The sequence below is a fragment of the Thalassobacillus sp. CUG 92003 genome, assembly GCF_013618635.1.
In the GTDB taxonomy this organism is placed as follows: Bacteria; Bacillota; Bacilli; order Bacillales; family Halobacillaceae; genus CUG-92003.
The window spans coordinates 1-23,949 of the sequence record NZ_JABLSJ010000021.1 but is presented as its reverse complement, the minus strand read 5'-3'; the positions used below and the strand labels follow the sequence as shown (position 1 = coordinate 23,949).

Annotated in this window: 24 protein-coding genes and 4 pseudogenes; 14 read left to right on the top strand and 14 right to left on the bottom strand. The window is 39.5% G+C overall.

The annotated features are described in order from the left end of the window. Positions 1-105: 105 nt before the first annotated feature. Positions 106-867, bottom strand: a complete 762-nt coding sequence (locus HOP45_RS20105; protein WP_181351268.1) for an IclR family transcriptional regulator — start codon at positions 865-867, stop codon at positions 106-108. A gap of 294 nt (positions 868-1,161) precedes the next feature. Between HOP45_RS20105 and HOP45_RS20100 the strand changes: the two genes are divergently transcribed. Together HOP45_RS20100 and HOP45_RS20095 are read left to right on the top strand one after the other, a co-directional pair. Then, positions 1,162-2,394, top strand: a complete 1,233-nt coding sequence (locus tag HOP45_RS20100; RefSeq protein WP_181351267.1) for an FAD-dependent monooxygenase — start codon at positions 1,162-1,164, stop codon at positions 2,392-2,394. Between the two features lie 17 nt (positions 2,395-2,411). Further along, positions 2,412-2,987: a hypothetical protein gene (locus tag HOP45_RS20095; RefSeq protein ID WP_181351266.1), complete on the top strand. Its 576-nt coding sequence runs from the start codon at positions 2,412-2,414 to the stop codon at positions 2,985-2,987. Between the two features lie 157 nt (positions 2,988-3,144). Here the strand turns inward: HOP45_RS20095 and HOP45_RS20090 are convergent, their stop codons facing one another. Next, entirely contained in the window at positions 3,145-3,930 is a 786-nt protein-coding gene (locus HOP45_RS20090; RefSeq protein ID WP_181351265.1) for an IclR family transcriptional regulator, read from the bottom strand. Between the two features lie 4 nt (positions 3,931-3,934). Then, positions 3,935-4,711, bottom strand: a complete 777-nt coding sequence (locus tag HOP45_RS20085) for an IclR family transcriptional regulator (RefSeq protein WP_181351264.1) — start codon at positions 4,709-4,711, stop codon at positions 3,935-3,937. Positions 4,712-4,882: 171 nt separating this feature from the next. Here HOP45_RS20085 and HOP45_RS20080 point away from each other — a divergent pair, with 171 nt between their 5' ends. From HOP45_RS20080 to HOP45_RS21130, 4 genes and pseudogenes are all read left to right on the top strand, one after another. Then, a complete protein-coding gene (locus tag HOP45_RS20080; protein ID WP_181351263.1) occupies positions 4,883-6,175 on the top strand; it encodes a phenylacetate--CoA ligase family protein in 1,293 nt (430 codons plus the stop codon). 51 nt (positions 6,176-6,226) lie between these two features. Further along, the gene (locus HOP45_RS20845; RefSeq protein ID WP_255437780.1) at positions 6,227-6,367 is read left to right on the top strand and encodes a hypothetical protein; all 141 of its coding nucleotides are present in this window, start codon (positions 6,227-6,229) and stop codon (positions 6,365-6,367) included. Beyond that, positions 6,315-6,905: pseudogene (locus tag HOP45_RS21070) on the top strand (fumarylacetoacetate hydrolase family protein); the annotation flags it as partial. The gene HOP45_RS20845 and the pseudogene HOP45_RS21070, both read left to right, overlap by 53 nt. A 48-nt stretch (positions 6,906-6,953) precedes the next feature. Further along, positions 6,954-7,046: pseudogene (locus tag HOP45_RS21130) on the top strand (transposase); the annotation flags it as partial. A 196-nt stretch (positions 7,047-7,242) separates the two neighbouring features. Here HOP45_RS21130 and HOP45_RS20070 read toward each other — a convergent pair. Then, a pseudogene (locus tag HOP45_RS20070) lies at positions 7,243-7,626 on the bottom strand (transposase); the annotation flags it as partial. 277 nt (positions 7,627-7,903) lie between these two features. On the opposite strand from HOP45_RS20070, the pseudogene HOP45_RS20065 reads away from it, so the two are divergent. The 4 genes and pseudogenes from HOP45_RS20065 to HOP45_RS20050 form a co-directional block, all read left to right on the top strand. Next, positions 7,904-8,305: pseudogene (locus HOP45_RS20065) on the top strand (transposase); the annotation flags it as partial. Between the two features lie 837 nt (positions 8,306-9,142). Then, complete coding sequence (locus HOP45_RS20060) at positions 9,143-9,577, top strand: YciI family protein (protein WP_181351262.1); 435 nt, start codon at positions 9,143-9,145, stop codon at positions 9,575-9,577. Beyond that, on the top strand, positions 9,574-10,827 hold the full coding sequence (locus HOP45_RS20055) for an RNA polymerase sigma factor (RefSeq protein WP_181351261.1): 1,254 nt from the start codon (positions 9,574-9,576) through the stop codon (positions 10,825-10,827). The genes HOP45_RS20060 and HOP45_RS20055 overlap by 4 nt, the downstream gene beginning before the upstream one ends. Before the next feature lie 1,230 nt (positions 10,828-12,057). Next, positions 12,058-12,555, top strand: a complete 498-nt coding sequence (locus tag HOP45_RS20050; protein ID WP_181351260.1) for a DUF3231 family protein — start codon at positions 12,058-12,060, stop codon at positions 12,553-12,555. A 48-nt stretch (positions 12,556-12,603) separates the two neighbouring features. Here HOP45_RS20050 and HOP45_RS20045 read toward each other — a convergent pair whose 3' ends face one another. From HOP45_RS20045 to HOP45_RS20035, 3 genes are all read right to left on the bottom strand, one after another. After that, positions 12,604-12,843: a WGxxGxxG family protein gene (locus tag HOP45_RS20045; protein ID WP_181351259.1), complete on the bottom strand. Its 240-nt coding sequence runs from the start codon at positions 12,841-12,843 to the stop codon at positions 12,604-12,606. Between the two features lie 227 nt (positions 12,844-13,070). Continuing rightward, positions 13,071-13,463: a spore coat protein gene (locus HOP45_RS20040; protein WP_255437783.1), complete on the bottom strand. Its 393-nt coding sequence runs from the start codon at positions 13,461-13,463 to the stop codon at positions 13,071-13,073. Between the two features lie 237 nt (positions 13,464-13,700). Further along, entirely contained in the window at positions 13,701-13,901 is a 201-nt protein-coding gene (locus HOP45_RS20035; RefSeq protein WP_181351257.1) for a hypothetical protein, read from the bottom strand. A gap of 269 nt (positions 13,902-14,170) precedes the next feature. On the opposite strand from HOP45_RS20035, the gene HOP45_RS20030 reads away from it, so the two are divergent. Continuing rightward, the gene (locus HOP45_RS20030) at positions 14,171-14,902 is read left to right on the top strand and encodes a hypothetical protein (protein ID WP_181351256.1); all 732 of its coding nucleotides are present in this window, start codon (positions 14,171-14,173) and stop codon (positions 14,900-14,902) included. Between the two features lie 108 nt (positions 14,903-15,010). Here HOP45_RS20030 and HOP45_RS20025 read toward each other — a convergent pair whose 3' ends face one another. The 6 genes from HOP45_RS20025 to HOP45_RS20000 form a co-directional block, all read right to left on the bottom strand. Then, positions 15,011-15,274: a DUF4190 domain-containing protein gene (locus HOP45_RS20025; RefSeq protein WP_181351255.1), complete on the bottom strand. Its 264-nt coding sequence runs from the start codon at positions 15,272-15,274 to the stop codon at positions 15,011-15,013. Positions 15,275-15,354: 80 nt separating this feature from the next. Continuing rightward, positions 15,355-16,455 carry an anti-sigma factor gene (locus HOP45_RS20020; protein ID WP_181351254.1) on the bottom strand — a complete coding sequence of 367 codons (1,101 nt, stop codon included), beginning with the start codon at positions 16,453-16,455 and terminating at the stop codon, positions 15,355-15,357. Further along, entirely contained in the window at positions 16,448-16,951 is a 504-nt protein-coding gene (locus HOP45_RS20015; protein WP_181351253.1) for a sigma-70 family RNA polymerase sigma factor, read from the bottom strand. Before HOP45_RS20015 ends, HOP45_RS20020 begins: the two co-directional genes overlap by 8 nt. Before the next feature lie 850 nt (positions 16,952-17,801). Continuing rightward, positions 17,802-18,656: a manganese catalase gene (locus HOP45_RS20010; protein ID WP_181351252.1), complete on the bottom strand. Its 855-nt coding sequence runs from the start codon at positions 18,654-18,656 to the stop codon at positions 17,802-17,804. 116 nt (positions 18,657-18,772) lie between these two features. Further along, positions 18,773-19,210, bottom strand: a complete 438-nt coding sequence (locus HOP45_RS20005) for a YndM family protein (RefSeq protein WP_181351251.1) — start codon at positions 19,208-19,210, stop codon at positions 18,773-18,775. Between the two features lie 615 nt (positions 19,211-19,825). Continuing rightward, positions 19,826-20,521 (bottom strand): YetF domain-containing protein, encoded by a 696-nt coding sequence (locus HOP45_RS20000; protein ID WP_181351250.1) that lies wholly within the window; start codon positions 20,519-20,521, stop codon positions 19,826-19,828. Positions 20,522-20,764: 243 nt separating this feature from the next. Here HOP45_RS20000 and HOP45_RS19995 point away from each other — a divergent pair, with 243 nt between their 5' ends. The 3 genes from HOP45_RS19995 (at position 20,765) to HOP45_RS20815 (ending at position 22,704) form a co-directional block, all read left to right on the top strand. Continuing rightward, complete coding sequence (locus tag HOP45_RS19995) at positions 20,765-21,610, top strand: manganese catalase (protein WP_181351249.1); 846 nt, start codon at positions 20,765-20,767, stop codon at positions 21,608-21,610. 456 nt (positions 21,611-22,066) lie between these two features. Further along, positions 22,067-22,279: an IS110 family transposase gene (locus tag HOP45_RS20825; RefSeq protein WP_255437778.1), complete on the top strand. Its 213-nt coding sequence runs from the start codon at positions 22,067-22,069 to the stop codon at positions 22,277-22,279. 206 nt (positions 22,280-22,485) lie between these two features. Beyond that, on the top strand, positions 22,486-22,704 hold the full coding sequence (locus HOP45_RS20815) for a hypothetical protein (protein ID WP_255437777.1): 219 nt from the start codon (positions 22,486-22,488) through the stop codon (positions 22,702-22,704). Positions 22,705-22,864: 160 nt separating this feature from the next. Here the strand turns inward: HOP45_RS20815 and HOP45_RS19985 are convergent, their stop codons facing one another. Next, complete coding sequence (locus HOP45_RS19985) at positions 22,865-23,287, bottom strand: VOC family protein (protein ID WP_181351248.1); 423 nt, start codon at positions 23,285-23,287, stop codon at positions 22,865-22,867. Positions 23,288-23,949 lie beyond the last annotated feature (662 nt).

Sequence of the window (23,949 nt, the reverse complement as noted above, 5' to 3'; positions counted from 1 at the left end):
AAAATCGCTCTTTTTTTATTCAGACCAAAAAACAGGACAGTATTTCAGTGGCCTCATTCCTATCCGGATGGGTTCGGGTTTTTTAGGTATCTTTTTTATCAACCCTTACTCCGAATCTCCAAATGCAGCTGAAATCTCTTTTCCTTTTTCAATTAAATATAGGCTTTTTTCGTCGCGGGAGTTTTTGGGAATAGCATCTTCAAACCCTACCACAATGACGCTTCCTAACAAATCGTGATTATAATTGAAAACGGGAATAGCTACAGATGCCACAGATCTGGCTAATGCTTCCTCAGCGAAAGCTATTTCTTCGTCACGTATTTTTTTGAGTGCGGCTTCTAATTCATTGATCTCCCTGTCATTAAGTCTGTTGTATTCTGTCTCTTTCCATTTTTTAATACTGGAATCATCCAATAATGCAGCAAAGATTTTTCCTGCAGCTGAATTGATCGGAAGTACTGTCCCTACTTGACCTCCCAAGTTTAATCCCTTGCTGCTATGGATCATATTCATAATCATGGGTCCATCATGGGTCCATACCGTTAATAGAGTAGTTTCTTTCATTTGTAAATTGATTTCATTTAGGTATGGTTTCATTTTACTTGCGACATCTTCTTTATTCAGGGCTGACATCCCGTATTGAATCAGGGTGCTTCCTAAAGTATATAACCCGTTTTCTTTATCTCTGTGCAGTATTCCAAGAGAAGTAAGCGTATTTAAGTATTTATATAAATTACTTTTTGTTATTTTTGTTTTTTCATGAATTTCATTGAATTTTAGCGGATGATTATATTTTGATATGAATTCGATAATCTTAAATCCAACTAAAAGAGATTGGACGTTTTTCGTTTTGTCTGTTTCTGCCATGTCCTTGACCACCTTTTAACTACATCGCTTATTGTTAATATTAGCATTTTTAAGCACATTTATCTAATTTTTGGACTAAGTGAAAAGTTAGTGGGGATAGAGGACCACGGGCAGCGTGTATTCATCAAAGCTGCTTGTTCTGGGAGTCCGTTTCGCGTCGTGGGATTTTCCATATTCTGATCCGCATACCAAGTTCCATATAGAAGAATTAATTGCTATATCAGCCGATAAAGTTACTTTATACTTTGTTTATCGTGAAAATTTTAAATAATCTAAAAAAAGGAGCTTTGTCATATGAGTGAACAATCAACGAAACGTACCGCGATAGTAGTAGGGGCTGGGCCGGTTGGAATGACGGCAGCTTTAGCATTGCAATCGCGTGGGATTTCCTGCGCAGTAATAGAAGCGCAGCAAAAAAACAGTCCTCGTGCTGGGAGCAGAGCAATATTTCTTCACAATGCATCTTTAAAATTGCTGGAATCTCAGTATGAAGGTTTAGGATTTACACTTGCTCGTAATGGTATTGTATGGCCAGTGAAAAGAACGTTGTATAAAGGTAAAGAGGTATACAAAAAAGATTATGGGATAACCAACACCAATGATCCTGATAAATTGCCGCCTTTTACCGCATTGCATCAGGTAGAGATAGAAGGCCATATTTATGATGCCTGCATAGAGGAAGGAGTTGAATTTATCTGGGGCACATCTGTAGCCGATTGTCAAAGCAGCTCTGATGGAGTCAAAGTGATTACAGAATCAGGCGAAGAGTGGGAAGCAGATTACGTTATCGGGGCAGATGGCGGCCGCTCTGTCGTTCGTCAATCAGTAGGCTTGAAATTTGAAGGTCCTCGAACACAGGATACTTTCCTTGTCGTAGACATAAAGGAAGATGAAGAGAATCCCCTTCCGCTTGAGCGGATTTTCCACTATCAACATCCAGCGATGGGAGGACGTAATGTCATGCATGTCCCGTTCAAAGGCGGTTGGCGAGTGGATTTGCAATTATTAGAAGATGATGATCCTGAAGAGTTCAAAGATGTAGAAGGTGTTAAAAAATGGCTGCCGAAAGTCATGGATCCAAAATATACAGAAAGGATTACCTGGGTCTCTTCGTACCGTTTCCATCAAGTGGTAGCAAATTCCTTTACGGATAATAACCGCAGGGTACTGTTAGCAGGCGAAGCGGCACATCTTTTCGCCCCGTTTGGTGCGAGAGGGCTGAATTCCGGCGTTCCAGATGCCATTATTGCAGTTAATGGCATTGAAAAAGCGCTTCAATGTAACAAGGAAGAAGACAGAAAATCAGCAATTGATGCCTCCGCTCATGAGCGGAGAGTAGCTGCGAAATGGAATAGAGACGGTTCTACTACAGCATTACATCATTTGCAAGGAAATGCTCTAGAAATGAATATGAAACGTGAGGTAGCAGCGTCACTCACTGCCATCGCTCCTAAGCTGGGACGCTGGCTGGATGAAGGACCTTATGGACCTAAATTTGGACCGCCTGAATTAACGACAAAATATTAAGAAAGGAGGAGAAGTAAATGGGCGTAACAATTAAGGGCAAGGATAAAGAATTGTACGGTGCAAATAGCAAGCAAGTAACTGCTTTGATCAATCGGCTGGAAAAACTGCCATGGTATAAGGAAATCGGAGATGAAAAATATGATGTCAAAGAGCAATTAGATCGATTTATGACAGCCCTGGAAGTTGATACCTTTCAAAAAGAATGGCTGGCAACAGCGGAGGTGCCAGAAAAAATCAGCCAGTTAGATTTGGATAATAGCCTCGCCTGGAAGAGACTTAAAGATATACCGGATGAAATTGCAGTAATAGTTGAAGAAACTGGTCGGAGAGCTATTCTGGACAAAATAGTGAATGACATACCTGAACTGGTTTATCATGGTTCTTTTAAAGGTGCATTCCAACGATATGACGACCAAAAAACAGTGTCTTTTCTGGTGGGCCATGCCATGTATATCAGTGTGTTAGCCTGCTCTTGGGAAATTGTTGCCGATCAGTCGGGATGGGAAGATAACCCATTCCTCTATATTATAGATATTCTTGAACAAGGGCATTTGCCTTTAGGACCGCAACTAAATACCTTTTATCTCTCGTAGCATTACGAAAAGGGAGACTGATCATATAAATGTTTGTCAGCTGAAAAGACCAACGGATAACTAACACGGTACCTGCAAAAAAAGGAAGACCGGAACCGATTCATCCGAATCGGTTCCGGTCTTCCTTTGGTTCATAACATTTTGATCTTTCTTGTTTTCATGCTTCCCCATAGTATCCCAACTCTTGTGAAATATCACTGGCTGCGCGTTTTAACGCTTCTATATAATAAGAATAGTTACCTTCATTTATTCGCTCAGTTGGTCCGATGATAGCTAAAGAGGAAACAACATTTGACGAATAATCCCTGATGGGTACAGCTATTCCAACGAAATTTCTAAAATAATGTTCTTTTGAAATCGCATATCCCTTTTGTCTGATAGTTTCAAGGGTAGATCTTAGAGCCTCAGGGTCTGTAATAGTATAAGGGGTATACTGCTTCAATTCCTTGCTAAATATATATTCTGTAAAGGATTTATCTTGATAAGCAAGCAGTATCAGCCCTTCACCTGTGCAATGCATCGGACTTTTTTTCCCGATGTCTGTCACCAACATCTCCGGATTCTTTCTTTCGCTTCGATAGAAGTAGACAACCCTTTCTTTTTCCAACAAGCATAAATGACAAGTCTCATTCACTTTTCTTACTAGCGTTTCCAGAAGTGGAAATGCTTCTTGATAGATCTCTTTATGAACAGATATGACGCCACCTAACGTCAATAATGAAAGTCCGAGCCGATATTTTCCGGTCCTGGGATTTTGTGATAGGAACCCTTCATTAGTAAGGGTGGAAATTAGGCGATGTGCTGTACTTTTGGGTAAATCAGCTGCATGGGAGATCTCCGCCATACTTAAGTCATGTTTGTCATTTTTGAAAAGCTGCAGTACTTGCATGGCATTAAGAACGGAAGACAGCAAATATTTATCCTTATGTGCTGGACTCTTCATAGATTCACTTCCTTTTATGTCTTTCTGTGATAATTGCTGAGATTTGTCTGCTAGCTTCGATAACCTTTTCTGTATAGAAATTTTTTCTTGGTTTTACGCGTTTGGCAGGCCCGGCAATATTGATGGAAGCGATGACTTCCTGGGGTGATTTATAGATAGGCGCGCCTATGGCATAAATATCATCGCGGAACTCACGATCAGTTCTTACATATCCTTGTTTTCGAATTTGAGAAAGTCTTTTCTTCAGTTGATCATTATTAGTGATGGTATAACTGGTATATGCCTTTAGCGGGCCTGTGAGACGTTTTTCAATGAATGCTGGTGATTTGAAAGCAAGATATGCTAAACCGGAGCTTGTACAATGAATAGGATTGCGTTTGCCAAGGTGGGAATCCAGTTTAACAGGGTGAATACCGTTCACTTTCTGCAGGTAAATGACGGCATCACCATCTATGATCCCTATATGCGAACTTTCCCCTGTTTCCTGTGTAAGTTCTTTTAATAGGAAAGAGGAGTCTTTTATGATTTTTATTTGTTCTGTTACCGTATTGGTCAGCTGCAGAACAGCAAGACCTAAAGTGTATTTATTAGAAGCAGGGTCTTTTACGACAAATCCCTCTTCAGCAAGTGAAGACAAGATCCGGTGTGCCGTACTAGTGCCGATCCTCAGTTTAGCAGCTATTTCATTTACTCCCAATTCAGGTTCATCTTCAGAGAAACTTTTAAGCAGACGAAGCGCGTTTTCAAGCGTGGTATATCTCCTTTTTTTAGAATCAGCCATGCCTTTTCTCCTTTTAAAATCATTTGTAAGCTCATTATATCGAAAAGTCAAAAAATTCAGCAAGCAGCAAAAAAATATTCCGTATATAAGAATTACACACTTTTTCATCATTCCAGTCAACTTTATAATTAGCATTAACATGACCTAAAACAATAACGAAAGGAGCTTTATATGGAAGCGGCAGCTCTATATCCATTATATGAAACAAAAATGGATCTCAAATCCTACCAGTTTCAGCGGCTGAACCAGATGCTAGTGTTTACTTTGCAAAATAACAAATTTTATCAGGAAAAAATTAAAGATATCCGGTTACCGGTAAGGGGATATGAAGATTTGGCTGAATTACCGTTTACCTTCAAGCGAGAACTATCGGAGGATCAAGAGAATAATAAACCAGTCGGAAATAATTATTCCTATCAGTTATCTAGCTATGTAGAATTCCACCAAACATCAGGAACGACAGGAAAACCGATTCGTGTTATGGATACAAAGGAAAGCTGGGAATGGTGGAGTAAATGCTGGCAGGAAGTATATAAAAGCAGTGGTGTTACAGAAGAAGATACGATTTTCATTGCGTTTTCCTTCGGCCCTTTTGTCGGATTCTGGGGCGGTTATCAAGCCGGAAAAGAAGTGGGGTGCCTCGTGATACCAGGTGGAGGTCAAACCACTAAGCAAAGACTTTACAATATTATTGAAAATCATGCGACCGTACTGCTATGTACTCCGAGTTATGCCCTGCACCTTGCAGAAGTGGCCGAAAAAAATAATATCGCCATATACAATTCCTCCATTGAAAAAATCATTACCGCAGGCGAGCCGGGGGGATCGATACCTTCTGTCCGAGGGAAAATGGAAGCAAGCTGGAACGCAAAAGTGTTTGACCATGTAGGCATGACAGAGATGGGAGCTTACGGGTTTTCTTGTTCAGAACAAAAAGGTCTCCATGTAAATGAATCGGAATTCATTGCAGAAGTGATAGATCCTGAGACTGGACAGCATGTTCAGGAGGGGGAAAGAGGAGAGCTCGTACTAACCAATTTAGGAAGATACGGTTATCCTCTAATCAGATATCGCACAGGAGATGTAGTGGTTCACTCTATGGGGAGATGCGGCTGCGGGAATCCCTATCGTTTTCTTCCGGGAGGGATTGTAGGCAGACAAGACGATATGGTAGTCATTCGCGGTATCAATATTTTCCCGCAATCGATTGAGTCTATTGTAAGAGAGTTTAAAAATGTGAAAGAGTTCAGGATTGTTTATTACCAAGAAAATGGGATGGATCAAGTGAAAGTCCAGTATGAAGGTGATCACTTTATCTTCGAAGAATTGAAAGCGCTTTTAAGAGAAAGGCTCGGTCTGAGAGTGGATTTAGAGTTAGTGGAAGATAATGTACTTCCGCGCTTTGAATTGAAGTCAAGAAGAGTTGAGGATTTAAGGTATCAAGAGAATAAACCATTATTTTAACTACAAAAAACCATAATTGAATGGTATTACATTTTGAGGTGGAGAGAAAATATGAAACTAGTTAATTATGTGGCAGACAAACAGGGAAAAAGAACAGGTGTCTATGAAGATGGAGTAGTCATCGATTTAAACAGGGCTTATGAGAAGTATCAAGCATTTAAGGGAAGCCAGATGGCAAAAAAAAATTGCTGATGTCTACGTTCCCTCTGACATGAGTTCATTGTTAGAAGGAGGAGAAGAATCACTTAAGGAAGCTGAAGATGCTGTGAACCATGTTATATCTAATGGTCTGGAAGTAGAAGGAACAGTGGTTTTTGCCACAGGGGCTGTCAAATTGGAAGCGCCCGTCGGGAAACCGAACAAGATCATTTGTGTTGGGCATAACTATCGAGAACACATTTTAGAAATGAAGCGGGAGCTGCCAGAAAACCCTGTATTGTTTGCTAAGTTCAGCAACACAATTTCTGGTCCTGAAGCCCCAATTGTGAAAAAAAATAGATCTGATCAGTATGATTTCGAAGCGGAATTTGCCTTCGTCATTGGCAGACAGGCTAAGGACGTCAAGGAAGAAGATGCCCTGGATCATGTGGCAGGATACACCATAGCTAACGATGTGAGCGTCCGTGACCTTCAAAAACGCACCCTGCAATGGCTGCAAGGAAAAAGCGTGGATGGGACACTGCCGCTAGGACCATGGCTCGTAACGAAAGATGAGGTTCCGGATCCGCATAACCTCGAATATTTTCACAATGTTTTACCGCTATTTCCTTTCCCTTTGGTCTTCCCCAAAGCCGATGTACAACGGTGCGTCGTACATAAAGTGCGCAATGCGCTCAATGGCGTACGTAAGAAAGATATTAAAGGGCTGGCTAACCGTTATAGTATTAGGCTCAATTTTCTTGAAGTGTAATCTTATGTAATGTTTTGGTGAATGGATTATGACTGAAAACTGTTCATAAAGTATTAAAACTTATTGTGGATTATAATTTTATTGGGTTCAGTAATTTTTCTTCCTAATATGGCCAAATTTTATACTTGTACGCAAGGTAGGGTAACTCCTCTCTGTTAGAGCTTTCCTTCCCTCCTACATAGAAGCCAAGAATTTCCCGATAACCTGCTTCCGTGACGCCGACAACGAGATAGACAACTTCACTTTCCACATCATCTCGACGGCGTTTTAAGTACGTTCCATCGAGATAGAGGACAGAATAACGACGTTGGAGAGCTCACTCTTTCCAAGCCTCTATATCCTCTTTGACGACATCAGTGATGTTACTTGCGGTGCTGGAAGAATAAGAATCACCTAACATCTTTTCGATAAAGTTACCAATTTCACGCGTGCTCATGCCTTTTTGATACATGGCTACGATGGTTTCCCCGAGCCACTGATCGCGTCGCTTATATCGTCCAAACAATTCCGTCTGGAAGTGGTTGTGCCCATCACGACTGACGAACCATGTTATCTAGTTGATTCTCGATGGCATAGGTCCTTTCTTGACTTAATACTAACATCCGATAAAGCAAGAACTTAGATATCATTATCTGGAACTTATAAGCTTACGAAGGCTGCTGGATGTCTTGAGCCTGATCTCAAATTAGAAGCAAACACCAAAAGACGCATGGCTTCGTAAGGTGTTACCTCAATATAGGGGCAATAATCTTCTTGTTAGTAATCTTTAAAAATGTATGAGCATCATAGGCAGTCCCAATCTCTTCAATTAGTCCCCAGTAGCTGAGGACCTGAAGCCCATCTATAAAGCGAATAGTCTAGAGGAAGCTAAAGAACGTTTTGAAGACTTTCGAACCAACTGGGAGAAGAAGTATCCCAAAGTGATCAAGTCTTGGAAGGAGGATTTAGATGTGCTTCTAACCTTCTTGAAGTACCCATCTTCCATCCAGCCCATGATTTATACGACGAACATCATTGAACGTACGATGAAAGAAATTAAGAAACGAACCAAAATCATGAACAGCTTGCCTGGTGAGCAAGCAGCTGAAAAGATCGTTTATCTTCAAGCGAAGGAATACAATGAGCAATGGTCGAACCGAAAGCTAAGAGGATTCGGCGATGCAGCCCCTATACTTCAAGAGATGTTCCAATATCGTTATGGGAATGAACGAGCTAAGTAAACAGGGTATTCGGTATATGGCCCGCGGGGCCATATACCGAATACCCTCTAAAAAACATAAAACCGAGGGGCGCCCCCTATTGAGATTTACACAACATTTTCGACACTACCTCTTGGTTAAGAGAATACTTTTAAAAAATGGTGTAATTCAAAATATTTTGGAGTGCGCTTGTTATTCCAAACATAGGGGTAGAATATTTGGAATAGAACTCAACTTTTTTCTTTCACTAAAACTCAGTTTAATTGAACAAGCCATTTAAAAGTCGATTTCTAAATACAAGAAATCGACTTTTATGTTGAAATTTATCCTTTGGCATTTTCCTCAAGTTTCCTCTATCCTATCAGGCATACTTACATCTTAAAGCAGGTACGTCTATATAGGAATGAGATTTCGTACACTTATTATTTCATAACCTCGTACTCCAGCTTTATTGCACCGCTATTATCATCAATTTTCGTATTTAAGAGTTTTAAATCGTTCTTAATTATTATGTTGATTGCCACTCCCAAGTATAAAGTAATCTAAGCCCTCCTGTTCCCTTCCAAAAGATACGTTTTCTTGCGTATGCAATAAATTATATACCCCCCCGTCTTGTATTTCACGGACACTAGAGAGTTGCTGTGTTGGCCTCAACCAATTCGTTTGTGTGACTGTCACATTTTTATTAAGTGAAAGGAATTTTGCTTCCCGCCCAAGAAAGTGTTAGGGAGACCAAAAAAATTAAAAATTATTGTCTATTCAGTAAAGGTTAGTTCGTCGTATATATAGAAGCGGAATTACCCGAATGGATGATACATGGGTTAAGGAAGCTTCAAAAGATAAAGGAGGTAAACACATATGAGATTTATGATCATTGTCAAGGCTACAACGGATTCAGAAGAGAGGGTTATGCCGAGTGAGGAGCTTTATAGTGCCATGCAAAAGTATCATGAAGAATTGGCGAAAGCTGGTGTTTTGCTCGATAGGGCCGGGCTGCAGCCCAGCTCAAGCGGAATACGGATTTCCTATCCGGTACCTGGAGGGAAACCTAAAGTCATTGATGGGCCGTTTACGGAAGCTAAAGAATTAATTGCAGGATATACTCTAATTGAAGTGAAATCGAAAGAAGAAGCAATTGAATGGGCATATCGATATCCGGATCCCCATGGATTTGGGCAAGGTGAGATTGAACTCAGGCCGTTATATGAAGCGGGGGATCTTACGATTAATTCAGAATTGCTTGCAAAAGATGCAAAGCTCGATAAGCAGGTAGAGGAGCAGAAAAAAACGTGAGTTTAATCGATACACATCGAACCACTGATGCCATATGGAGAATGGAGTCGGCAAAGCTAATTGCGAGTTTAACCCGAATGCTACGGGACGTGGATATTGCAGAGGATATTGCCCACGATGCATTAGTGGTTGCTCTTGAACAATGGCCAGAGATCGGAATCCCTGACAACCCAGGTGCCTGGCTGATGACAACCGCGAAACGGCGTGCGGTCGATTTTATGAGAAGGGCAAAGCTGCGTGATCACAAGTATGGAGAGATTGCTCACGGTATGGATTTATATAAAGAGGAAGATGTGGATTATGTTTTGGACGGGGAGATCGGTGATGATCTCCTTCGTCTGATTTTTATGACCTGCCATCCAGTTTTATCCCCAAATGCAAGAGTCGCCCTAACGCTTCGCCTGTTATGCGGACTTACTACAAAGGAAATTGCACGTTCTTTCCTTATTGCCGAATCGACGATTGCCCAGAGAATCGTCCGTGCCAAGAGAACCCTCAGAGCCAAAAAAGTATCTTTTGATGTGCCAACAGGGGAAGCACTCAAAGACCGTCTGTCTGTCGTACTTGAAGTGATTTACCTAATGTTCAATGAAGGTTATTCAGCAACATCAGGTAATGATTGGATCCGCCCATTACTATGTCAGGAGGCATTGAGACTGGGACGTATACTAGCCGAGATCGTGCCTAATGAATCGGAAGTTCACGGCCTCGTTTCCCTTATGGAGATTCAAGCTTCCCGGCTTAAAGCTCGGGTTAATCCCGAAAGAGAACCGGTTCGTCTGTTAGATCAAAATCGAACGCAGTGGGATCAATTGTTGATCCGCCGGGGTCTGGCAGCATTGGAGCGCAGTCAGAAGCTTGGAAGTACACTCGGTCCGTACGCGCTGCAAGCTGCGATTTCTGCTTGTCATGCGAAAGCCCCTACGCCAGCTGAGACTGATTGGATACGAATCTCTGCCCTTTACGAAGCATTGGCCAGGGTAACTCCATCGCCGATAGTAGAATTAAACCGGGCGGTTGCCATATCAATGGCATTTGGACCTTCTTATGGACTACAGATTGTCGACGAGCTTTGTGCCGAACCTTCCCTTAAGGGATATCATCTACTGCCTAGCGTTCGTGGCGATCTACTGGTCAAACTGGGGCGTTTTGATGAAGCCCGTACAGAATTTGAACGAGCGGCGACGATGACCCGGAATAACCGTGAGAAGGAGCTATTATTGAACCGGGCAAATGAATGTCAGTCCTAGCATTCGGCGTCCTGGTCAGTTATTTAAGGGTTGGCGACAAGGTCTAGGGGATATTGGACTACCATTCGCGGCAATGAATTGATGGCGCTGTAGCACGGGCTGATGAACCAGCGATCATGTTCAAAATAATGTTTCTGGAAATATTCTATGTTTTGAGCAGTTCGGCGTTAGCTACTGGATAGGAAAAGAATATTGGAGCAAAGGAATCGCTACCAATGCCAAATGCGATGTGCCGGAGAAATCGATATTTCTAAAAGCGTTGGAGTGAAAAACCAATTACACTGGTCCCATGATTCTGGGTAACATCAAAGCCTTTGAGCCCAATGCCGGCTATGGAAAAGAACAAGAGTTATTAGCTCGATTATTCCAATTGCTGAATGGTGAAGAAACGCTTGGATTTCAAATATCCAAGCGTTTCTGTTTCCTATTTACCTTTACAGCCTAGATCTATACCCAAAAGGTTCTTTAACTGAGTTCTGCTAATACAATGCATCGAACCCGCTCAATAAAACGGACAGTTAATTTATGTGCTGAAAAAGCAAGTAATGATATAAGAGGGAGTAAAACCGTTAAGTTGAGTAAACAAAAAGGTATTAGGGTCAGATTGTTTTATCTTGGACTTGAATGAGTTATATCATGGGGGCGCTCGGTGAAACAGAATAAGGAGGAAAATAAAATCACAGCAGGTTTATTAATTCTAATAAGCATTTTTTCCCTAGGTTCTGTTGTGTTCACACTGACCAAAACGAAACGTCTTAAATATATATTCACACTTCTAATTAGTCCATTATATGTTTTTTTGCTATTTTTTATTGGTATGAGTGTTTCGGGTGCTGTTTTTTATTTTTGCGACATTACCTATAATTATTGGACTAATACTAATAATTAGAAAAATATTCCTATTCTAAAGGGTCGCATTAATCGAATTTTCATTGCTTTAAATATAAATTAGGAGCTGAGTGAACATGACAAAAAAACTTACTCCATTTCTATTAATGGGAGGAAACGCAAAAAGAAGCTATTCATTTTTTATAAAATGATGTATGTTAAAGGACTTTTGTCATGAACTTTATTAAAGTAAAGACCCCGATGATTGAAGACACAGCTTCAAGATATTATTAGAACTCCATTATAAAATGGGGTCTTAATTTTTTATGTAACTGCTGTATAACCTAAGTAGTACTATCACATAATATCTTTGTAAATTTACTTAAACAGGAGTGAAATCAAATGGGAATCTTGAGTGGCAGTCAACCAAAAGAACCGTTGCATTACGGTGAGGTATTTAGTCTTTGGAGTTACTTAACAACAATTAAGGGAACTTCCGCAACATATCAAACCCTTTACAATCATGCTGGTGACAAAGAATTGAAAAGACTTTTAGACGAACTTGTACAAGGGATTAAGCAAGAAACTAGAGATATTGAAGAAATTCTTAAAGCTAATGGAATTGTATTACCCCCTACCCCACCAGAACGTTCGGTGGCAGATTTAGAAGATATCCCATCCGGTGCAAGGATGAACGACCCAGAAATAAGTGCAGCTATTTCTATGAACATTGCTCAGGGGCTTGTTGCATGTAGCCAAGCCATTGGTCAGTCAACTCGGGAAGATATTGCTATGTTATTTGGTCAGTTGCATATGAATAAAGCACAAGCAGGAGCAAAAACTCTCCGATTAAATAAAGAGAAGGGATGGCTCTTACTCCCCCCTATGCATAAAGGATAAAGTGGGAATTAGAAAAAGAAAGGACCTTTAGCGGTCCTTTCTTTCATTTTAAGCTTTATCTGGATCTTTTCTTCGTAATCCTAATAACCCTGCTAAACCAAGTAACCCAACCCATTCCCAATTCATGCCATCGTCTGCAGCGTTATTTGCAGCTGTATCTCTGACATCATAGTTTTGGTTTACATCTTGTTCATTGTAGTTATTATTGTTCTCCGCAGAAACTGAATTAGTGAATACCATAGCTGTAAATACTAAGGTACATAAAATAGTCGAAAGCTTTTTAAGCATCCTCACCCCTCCTTCCTAAATTTTTATTCAGAAATAGGTTTTACAGGATGAGAAAACTTATGCATTAAGGTCATGTACCAGAATAAGGGTTGGTGTCGAGTTTGTGTAAAGTGTGTATGTATCCCCCAGTACTTAACTGGGGTTTTAAACGTATATCGTTCAATTATTTTAACAAATCAACCTTTTTTTAGAGGTGTTCAAAGTACTCAGTTAAGATTCATAAAACATTACAGAATATCTAGTCGAGCGACTAGAGCTACTAATATCTGTAGTAGGACCTGGGCGTTAATAGCGATATCAGTGTCAGTAGTGGTAACTGTTACTCCGCGGGAGTTCTCGACGTAAGTTTGTTGTCTATTGATCTGACTGGATTTTATCTTTGAAGTCAATTCTTGAGTAATTTGATCTGCCTTAGTGCTATCTGCAATTGAAATACTAAGAACGAGAGCAATAGCGGCCTGGAGAGCTATTTGAAGGTTTACTGCAGCTTGTGTGTCTGTTGTAGTTACTTCTACCTCACTAGAGTCTTTAACAACAATCGATTCAAAAGACTGTTGCACAGATTTAATAACTTGGTCTGCTTCTTGAGCAACTGTTTCATTGTCCAACGGGTGAGACATTGTCGGGTCTAAAGCATTCCATTCTTTATTACCACAGCCTTGTTCCGACTTGCTATTTCCTCGAAGTGCTTCAAGTTCCTGTTCCAGTAGACAAATCTTACGGTAACTATCATAACTTGCCATGTGATGTCACCTCCTTTTCTTTATTATCCTACGCGAGGTAGATTAAAGAGGAAGGGTGATTGTACTAGCATGTATCCCCATTTTTTAATAGACCATCCAAATGTAGCGAAAAGTCTATTCTTCTTTCTCTGTTTTGCTTAGGGAGTTAACATTATTCTTGAGTTCTTCCACCATCTTCTTCAATTCTTCTTTATTTTTTTGATCAATTTTGTTCTTGTCTAGTTTAACCCCGTGCCGATTCAGGGTGGTATTTACCAACATATCTATAACTTTGTCGTAAACCTCTTTATGATCGTTTTTCTTTTTTTTGCTCATATTGCACCTCCTAACTATCACTCTTATTATATGAGTGGTGATAAAAGGCGTGCTAGAGAAAGTGACTATATATCATGCAATCTATTTGAAGATTATGCGTGTAACTATCGTGTTAGTTTTGTCTCTTGGTGTCATGAAATTGTAAAAAAATTTTAGTGTTTTTGATAAATTATGGAGGTATTTGTAAATTAATCTAGAAAATGACAATAACGCTTCTTTGAAGGGAGGGCAGATGGATATATACTAACGAAAAATTAGGAGGTAATTGCTTGAAGAAAAACATGAAGATTGTTGTCGCTATGTTATTCAGCTTTTCACTAATGTTAGTAGGTTTTGGAGCATCAAGTGTGTCGGCAGAGTCTGAGTCGGGTAGTGTTAACTCGCCAGATGATTACATTAATTATTTAGAAGAGAAAATGGCTCAAAAATCTAACCTATTAAGTTCTGATTCAGAATTACAATCGGGACAAGCCCTCGAAGATTTTAAAAAATTGCCTAAGAAAAAACAAGAAAAATTTGTAGATTATTTAAATGATGCGGATCTCTTTGAAGAGGCGCTTGGCCGATTGAAAACTATTAATCAAGGTGAAAGTGTAACCCTTCAAAATGGAGATGTTGTTGTATCTGAAACAGGCAGTCTAGGTAATGATGATGTGAGACTTGCTTCAACTCGTTGGAATATGTGGAGCGAGTACACTATAGAAATGTTTGGCTTGGATGTAGTGATTACAAGAGCCGAAGGATCTTATGATGCAAACAGCTATCGGGTTTTAGATACGGTAAGTGGTGGGGGATATGTTGTAAGACAACTGAATCCCACTGTAAACATGGATAAACTAAATGAAACACATTATATGTCAAGTGGCTATGCATATGGTGAGGTGAGCTTTTCATATGAGATAGGCACACCTTGGGAAGGCGTGCAAATTGGTACAATCACGCATTATGTGTATGGAGATGAAGATGGTTATGTTGATGGTCACGCATATAGAAACCCATAAATAAAGGGTAGTTCTCTGATCCGCAAGTTATTTACTTGCGGATCAGAGTTTTTAATGTCATTCAACTCGTGCCCCTTAATAACTAATCATTAAGCCTGAAACCATCATTTAAAACATATAGAAAGTCCAAACCCCAGCGATTAAAAATAGCTGAATAATAACGCCTATAATACTGCATATAAGACCTGCCTTTGCTGTCTTATATCCTTTTTCGTCGATGTTTTTTAATGTTCTTATTGTTTTATTGGATGTTACTATACCGACGATACCAAATATTAAACCTAAAAATGGGATAATAATTGCTAATATTCCCATCGTAAAAGACGTAGCTGCGTAGTTAAATCTTGGGTTCTCTATTTTCGTATTACTCATGTTCTCACTCCATTATTATAGATTTTATTCAATCAAGCCTTAACCAAAAGAGTACCCTCAAGCCCCCGTCTTCTATAGAATTATTGATTCCAATTCCATAAACGCGACTCTCCCACCGAAACATCAGATACCCAACCTTCATCTTGAAGATTAAGAATTTCTTTCGTAGGTCCAGTGATTACAGCGCCGTAAATATTAACACCATTTTCTTCAATAAATCTAATAGTATTATCCAGGTTAAATGACGGGTCTGCTATTATTTCTTCTGATATATGTTCATAATCTCTCATTAAACGCAGTGTTTGAATGAATTTATCGTTACGATTCTCAGGGGAGTTAATTACTTGTTGAGATGATATACTCCCATTTCCGCTTTCTGAAGTGCTAGATTGGTTAACAGGAATCAAAGGCATACCAATAGTACTGTTGTGTATGTTATTACTGTTTTCATTTTCCTTATTTTGTCCGGATTCTACAGCAAACCAGACAGGTCTATAATTTTGTCCTTGTAATCTATTAAATACTTGGGAAGTTGTATAAAATTGATCGAATGAAATATAAGCTTCCACTACTGTTCCTTCAGGTAAATTTTCTAACTTATCCCAATCGTTCTTAGGGTTGTCGTTATGGTTAGGGCTGATAAAATAATCACTTTGCTTGTTCTTTAACTGATTATCCATACTCCAAGGAGAATGAAATAAAAAATTCATATTATACTTATTAGAAGTTTCAATATCATCTCCAATTTCTTTAGATAATTCTCCACTCCAATTCATTGTAAAGAAGGTGTTAGGAGAAAAACTTTCACTTATTACTTTGGAGTTTGGTTTAGTAAAAGCTATAGTTGATTTAATAACATCATTGTAAACCTCCCCCCGGTTCCCCAGTGCATAGAATGCAGTAGTTAGAAAGCTGCATAGAAGTGTTACAATGATGAGAATACCTATTGCCGTTAAACCGTTTTGAAAACGAGCTTTCCATTTCCCTCTTTTCAATATCTTTTGTTGTTTTTTGTTGTAATGTTCAAAGTCTATATTTTTTTTATTTGGCCCCATTTGTTCATCTAAATGAGCTTGGTATTGTTCCATTTTTTCTAGCTCTTTATTTAATTCCATTTCCTCTTCTGATGACAATTTTCCTTCTGCGTAATCATCCAATCTTTTTTTAAAGTCATCACTCATCAAACTCACTCCTTTCACTTTGCTGACGAATAGCTTGGCGAGCACGAAATAATAATATTTTTAAATGAGATAGGTTCACACTTATAACAGATGCTGCTTCTTTATAAGACAATTGGTTGAAATCGACCAACAATATCGCTTGCCTTTGTTTCTCATCCATATGGTAAATGATTTGCTCTACCTCTCTAAGTTGTTCGTTTAATATTACTTTCTTTTCCAATGAATCAGTTTCTGCTATCTTTTGAAAAAAGGACTCCTCTTTGATAGTACTGTGCTTTTCTTTACGCTTTATATCAATAAATGCGTGATAAGCAACACTGAACAACCATGGTTTTATCTTTTTTTCATCAATATCTTCTATGTGAAGGTAAGCACGGAAGAAGGTTTCTTGGACAAGATCTTCTGTAAGGTATGGATCACGACAAAGAGATAACAAATAGCGATAAATATCTAACATATAAGACTGGTAAATAGCATCCAAGCTTTGGTTATCCATTTGCTTCCCCTTTCAATACATCCACGTATGATGCAGGCAAAAGTTACAAGTTATTTATAAAAAATGAAGAAAATTTGAGGTTGATTATACACATGTTTCAAAGTAATTAGGTACATGAGTAGGTAGTACACATTTGAATTAGTTACGTTCACTAAGAGGTCTCAATTGATGCTGTTAATTACAAACTGGTCATCTAAGGAAATTATTTATAATGTCAGAGTTTGTGCAAAGTTACCATAATTGTAAAATCAGGACCATTACAAAAAATTACAAGTAAATAATTTGCTTCATAAATACTGAGGGATAAAAATGTTGTTAGTATTGAAACTAATCTCTAATAATATATGGGAGGATGCTACATTTCAAAATGTAACTCAGAATGTAATGAGGAAAAACATCTTTGCAAAATTAAACGAAGATTTTTTATTGCAGAAGTAAACGAAGCGTCTGTTTATCAGTCTGAACGAAGTTACACAGAAGAGGGGAAATAATTTGACTGGATATTGAATGGTTTTTAGATCGTATACTAAATCTAATATGCCTCTTAAGAGTCTATAAACTCTTAAGAGGCTTTTCTTTTAAATACTTAACCGGACATCTCCTATGGAAGATAAATCAGATAAGCTAGAAGTGAAACAAAATAATCAATTAGGATGGGTGGCAGTGGCCTCCTCTTTTACTAACTACTAACTTTTTTATAGAAATAAACTCGTCAAATAAGCTGAAAATATAATATATCTTGAGTTCGAGTCTTATAAAAACGGGGCGATAATTAAGTTATAGAGGAATGGAGTATGTAACCCGCATTCAGGAAGAAAAGTCTGTCTGAATGCGGCTTCCCTTATATATTTTAGGATTGGAAAAAAGGATTTTGACCTGTTCTGACGTCTTTTGGTGTAGTTCCATGCATATATGGAGGTCCTGGTTTGAGGTCAGGTACTTGACCCATTGGCTTAGGATCCTCGATGTATTCAAAAGAGCCTTTACCGTCCAAGGTCGGGCCACCTGCCCATCTTCCTTGTTGGCTTTCCGTACCTTTAGAGAAGTTGTAGAACGAGTAGGAAACTTCCTGTTTTTCGTATTCTGGGTTAAACGTACTTGGGACGACGGCTCCCTGTGTTTGCTCCAGCTCTTCGATGGCAGCCATCCATTGATTCTGGTGCATCGTATCACGGGCAATAAGGAAAGAGAGCATGTCTCTAACTCCAGGGTCTGTCGTCATTTCGTAAAGCCGGCATACTTGGAGCCGTCCCTGGGATTCCGCATTGAGGTTCGCACGGAAGTCGGCAAGCAGGTTTCCACTTGCAACCGTGTAGCGGGCGGTCCAAGGGAAGCCGACGCTGTCATTAGGCTGTGCTCCCAATCCGTTGACAATGGCGTGTTGGGGATTCATTCCACCAAGCACAGCCTCAATGGCAGGGTCTTTAGACGCTTGGTCCTGAGCATGCGCTGGTGCTCCGTCTAGAAGCTGTGCGATCATGGTAGCGATCATTTCTACGTGTGCGATTTCCTCTGTCGCAATGTCTAGAATCATGTCTTTGTATTTATTTTCAGCACGGCAGTTCCAGCCTTGAAAAAGATACTGCATCATCACAGACATTTCTCCGTACTGCCCGCCTAGGATTTCCTGCAGCTTTTTCGCATACACGGGGTCAGGCTGGGAGGGTTTTGCATTATATTGAAGTTCCTTGATGTGATAGAACATGAACTCACTCCTCTTTTGATTTTGGGTGATGTAACCTTCTTATTGTTCGGATAAGTGCAAAATATATGAATGGAAAAACCAAGGGGCATTGGAATGTTTTCCCTTGGTTTTTGCTTTTATTTCCCTTTATTTTCTTGATCATACGGAAAAAGTTCTTCCGAAGCTTCCGTTTGCAGTTGACCATTAGAACTTACCTCGTGATTTTTTTTCTTTTCTTGGTTGAAGCTTCTTGCCACAGATTGATGAAAGAAGTATTCACAAAACGCTAAGGATACAGCTGAGATCAGTGTGGCTTCAAATACACCGACACCGACCGTCAGTGCATCCGTCATAAAGTATATGACGGCGAAGTAAAGGACAAAATCCCCGGATGTGGTCATGGTATTGTTTGTTTTCGATAAAATCGCCACGTCTCCCAAATAACCGAGAGCACTAACAACAAGGGAAATGAGAAACACGTTTCTGAAAGAGACGTCAAACCCTAAACCTAAAATGATAAACAGTATCCCTAAAGTGAAGGCAAACTTCAGCGCCAGCAACTTTAAATGTGTCATTTATGCTACCTCCTCAAGATTTAAGATGCGCCATTGTATTGAACCTATACCCTTATCCATCTTCACTCATAAAATTCCTATGAAGATAGGGGAGGGTGAATTAGAAATGGACAAGATGAAAATAGCACATACTCATAAGGTAGAAATTTTCTTAATACTTTCCTCTAGGTGTGTCCTAGAAGTCATTTCTGATATCTTCACGAGTAGATTGACCAATAGCTTGGCTACATGCAACCTGGCCTTGGCCGATACTCAAGGAAATAGCTGCACTGATTTCAGGATCATTAAATTTTGCCCCTGCAGGGATATTTTCTGAATTTGCGACAGATCGCTTAGGAGGGGACACCATTCATTTGTAATATTTCTTCAATTTCTTGTTTAATCCCTAGAACAAGCTCTTCTAAAAGCATTTTTAAATCATGATCTCCCGCATGATTGTACATGGTCTGATAACTTGCACATTTTGAAGCTGTCAGGTTTCGCAATAATGAAAGGGCTATTTCTGTTGATTTCCACTTGAAATACCCATAACACTAACCACGCCTCATTAATTTGTTGTTCCTTATTTGAAAGAAAACCCGGATCATTTTAAAAGTCAACATCTTCCTATAAAACTTATGAGGATGCATCGTCCTTTTTATCAACATATAACGCTGCGTTTGGAAGTACTTCTGCGTAAAAAACTTGATCAATATTGTGGATTCCTTTATTTTGAAGTTGTTGGTTAAGCCAGTCTTTATTCTTTCCTAACCTATGCAAGTTTTCCGTGTTTATTAAACCGTCCGATATTACTTCAGTAGCTAAAGGATAAATATTATCTTTGGGAATAATGTTCAAGTCTTTTTTCGTTGCAGGCTGATTGCTTTCATATTTCATTACTGACAGTCGGCCGCTTGTCTCAAAAATAGCAAATTGCACATCTTTTAAAGTGAAAATACTTTTTTGCCGAAGCAAGGCTCGGAGAGAATCGATATCAAGCTGTGTAGACCTAAGTGAATTTTCCATTATCCTCCCTTCTCTAATGACAATAACAGGCTCTCCAGTGGTGAATTTGCGTGCATTTTTTGACTTGATATCAATAAAAGCAATGAGTAGAGTGAAAGCAGTCCATATGACGAGAGCAATCACTCCATTTCTAATACTCAAGTTTCCGTTAACAGCTAAGTTGGCAGTAATTGATCCAATGGCAATAGCGGAAACGAAGTTAAAAAAAGTCATCTGACTAATCTCTTTTCTCCCCATAATCCTAGTCAGTACGAAAAGCACAATAAAAGATAATGAAACTCTCCATAAAACTTCAGTCAGGCTCATTAAAATTAACTCCTTTGAAAAGATTTTAAAATGAGATTATTACGGAATACTCTTTCCAGCTACATGAGTCTGCCCTTAGGTTCTCATTAAAATTATTTCCCATTCACGCAACGATGAAAAGGCTGCCCCTAAAGTGTATCTTTCTGAAAAATCTCATTTTTAAGGGCTTCTTTTTTAAATGATTCTTTTGCACGTAAAAAGAATCTGGGCATATGTTGAATTTGAAGTGAAGGGGGGAATAAAATGTTTTTTCATGTAAAAGAATTGCAGTATGAAGCAAAAGTTTCTCAACCTGATCCTATTTTTGCTAAGCAGTTGCAGGAAGTATTAGGAGGTCAATGGGGGGAAATTTCTGTCATGATGCAGTATTTATTCCAAGGCATGAATGTCCGTGGTGGAAATAAGAAGTACCGTGACTTATTGATGGATATAGGGACAGAAGAGATTGCTCACGTGGAAATCCTTGCGACCTTAATTGCTCGTTTATTAGATAATACATCACTGGAACAACAAGAAAGTGCTTATCAATCAGATCCTGCTATTGCTGCAATTATGGGTGGGATGAACCCACAACATGCTATTGTTTCAGGGCTAGGGGCGATACCTGCAGATAGTGTTGGGAACCGATGGACCGCAGATTACATTATATCCAGTGGAAACTTATTAGCTGATTTCAGGGCAAATTTAACAGCTGAATCACAGGGAAGACTTCAGGTGGCACGCTTATTTGAGTTAACGGATGACCCTTGCGTTAAAGATACATTAAGCTTTTTACTAGCAAGAGACACAGCTCACCAAAACCAATGGATTCAGGCTATCAGGGAGATTGAGGCAAAATCGGGAGACGTGGTGGTACCTACAACCTTCCCGAGAGAGAACGAGAAGCAGGCAGTCGCCTATGACTTCTACAATACTTCTAGGGGAGAAGCAGATGCCAGTGGGCCTTGGGCTCAAGGTATAGCTCCTGATGGCAGAGGACAGTTCAGATACGTATCTCGCCCTGGCCCATACGGAGCCCCTGCAAAACTTTTACCTGCACCGGAGGACGTGTATGATACTCCTCCAATTAAAAATAATAAATTTAAATGATGTTAGGAGGATTGGCTTAACAAAAATACTTTTTAAGGGAACAGGGTAGCTTAAGTAATATACCTATGTCTCCTAGTATAGGACAAAAATAATTTAGGAAATTAATTTGAATCAAATGTTGCGGAATTTTGTGAAAGGGAAGCTTGAAACGATCATGAAATGGAAATCTTCTTTGAAGACGAATAACCCTGACCTAATAAAGCTGAAAAATAGGAGTTAATCTCGTCAACTTGGTACGAAAGAGGGCATCAAGGGACTTCAGATTATCGTTACCATTATGCAGTATTTTTTTCTTATTTATAATAAATAAAACCGCATTTTCTTTAAAACCTTTGGCCGGGAATCGGTAGGCAGAAGAAAATAACAAAGGAGCATTCCTGTTAGGAAAAATGTGAGAGGAAATCGGAGAAAACGACAAATGTATAAAAAAGTCCCCTTGGTACGATAGAGAGTGTCATGCATGATCTACCGATGGAGGACTTTACACAAAATCAGCGCTTAGCACAAATGAATGAACGAATACTAATCATCGGCATCGATGTGGCTAAACACAAACATGTCGCACGAGTCGTTGATGACCAGGGATGGGATCTCGCCAGTCTTCGCCAATTCGATGGAAGGATTTTAGCATCTTCTTTCCTGGGCGAGATACCTTTCCGAGGAACATAGCCGCCCGGATATCGTGATCGGAATGGAGCCTACCGGCCATAACTGGCTGGACCTGGCTTACCATCTGAAAGCGCGTGGTATTCATACCGTAGTCGTCAATCCGATGAAGGTAAAACGGTTCAACTAAATGGACGGCGACTCCCCGACGAAGAACGACCCGAAAGATGCGAAAGTCATCGCTCAAATTGTCAAGGACGGACGGTTCAATGAACCAATCCTACCCGAGAATGTGTATCAAAGTGCAGATTCAGAATGCTCTGAACCGTTACTCCTCGGAGTCTCTCCAGGTGTTCAAAGACTGGACCGGGAAAGCAGCGTTGCTCCTTTTGGAGAAAGGCTTTCTCCCGGAAGATATCCGTCAAACGTCGGAAGAAGATTTACTGACTGCGCTAGAATACAGTCACCCTTATTGTATTAACTGGTGATCGATCAAGTGAAAGGCTCCGCTAGGTATATCTCAAACATGAATCTTACGGTGGGGTGATTATTAAATAAGAGTAATCGCCCTTTACTTATTCAAGAATTGGGGAGGCGGGGGCTGCTAACCCAGGTTTAGATAAAAAGAGTGCTGGATTTAACTATAAATTAGTTTTGAGTTTCAGTGATAATAGTGAAGGTTACCCCGAACTTGTCCATTACATACCCTTGAGCAGGGGTGAAGGAGGTTTCCTCCATTGGGCCGATAACCTTCCCATCTTGTTTTAAATCTTCAAAAAATTGTTTTGTTTTCTCTACTTCGTTCGTTGTTACATAAATAGCTGCCTGATTTCCTATTTGACGGGGGAATCCCGGCGAATCGAAAAGGATCATTTCCGTTTCACCAACTTGTAATCTTGCATGTGCCACAAAGTCCAAGATTTTTTCAGGAAAAGACATGCCAGGAAATGACGGAATCTCTCCGTACGTTTGGACCGTGAGAACTTTAGCATCCAATATGTTTTTGTAATATTGGATTGCTTCCTTTGCATTTCCGCCGAACATTAAATGGGGGAATGCTCGTAAGGTCATGAAGAGTCAACTCCTTTATTTACCATTTAGTTCCATCTTAGCATATGAACTTGCTATTTTGAACAAAATACAGTGAAAAGCGGCCTACGGTAGTTCCGTAGTTTATGTTTGTTGGTGAGCAATGTGGCAAAGGAGAAGAAATGATTCAATTCTATTTGTCCGTATTTAAAAACCGCTTACTGGTTGCATGAAATTTTCGAGTTAAACGAAAAACTTAGTTGTGGGAGCTGTTCTTGTTCTACTAATATGACGTAGTTTAATGGGACAAGCAGTTTTAAAAGTCAATCTTTGCCCCTCGTACCTCATGGTTTGGGCCAATATTCGTCTATATTCATGGTACGGTCCTTGCAGAGCCAGATGAGCAAATAAGAAGTAATCTGTTGGATGCTTATAAGGCAAAGAGTATTAATCATATTACCGTATTTAGAGATTCTTTACATAAAGAAAAACTAAAATTATTAGAGGGCCGTTTGAATTAAAAGACAGTTTGGAGTGCTTGTTTTTCAGAGAGTATATTCTGAGATATAACTACAACCTCCGAATGGTTAGAGGTATTTCCTTCACTAAAATCTATGATGTGAAATTATCTAATTCTAAACATTTTAACCATTTATGCTACCTGTCTAAAGCAAATCAATCTTCTTTGCATATATTATAGTAAT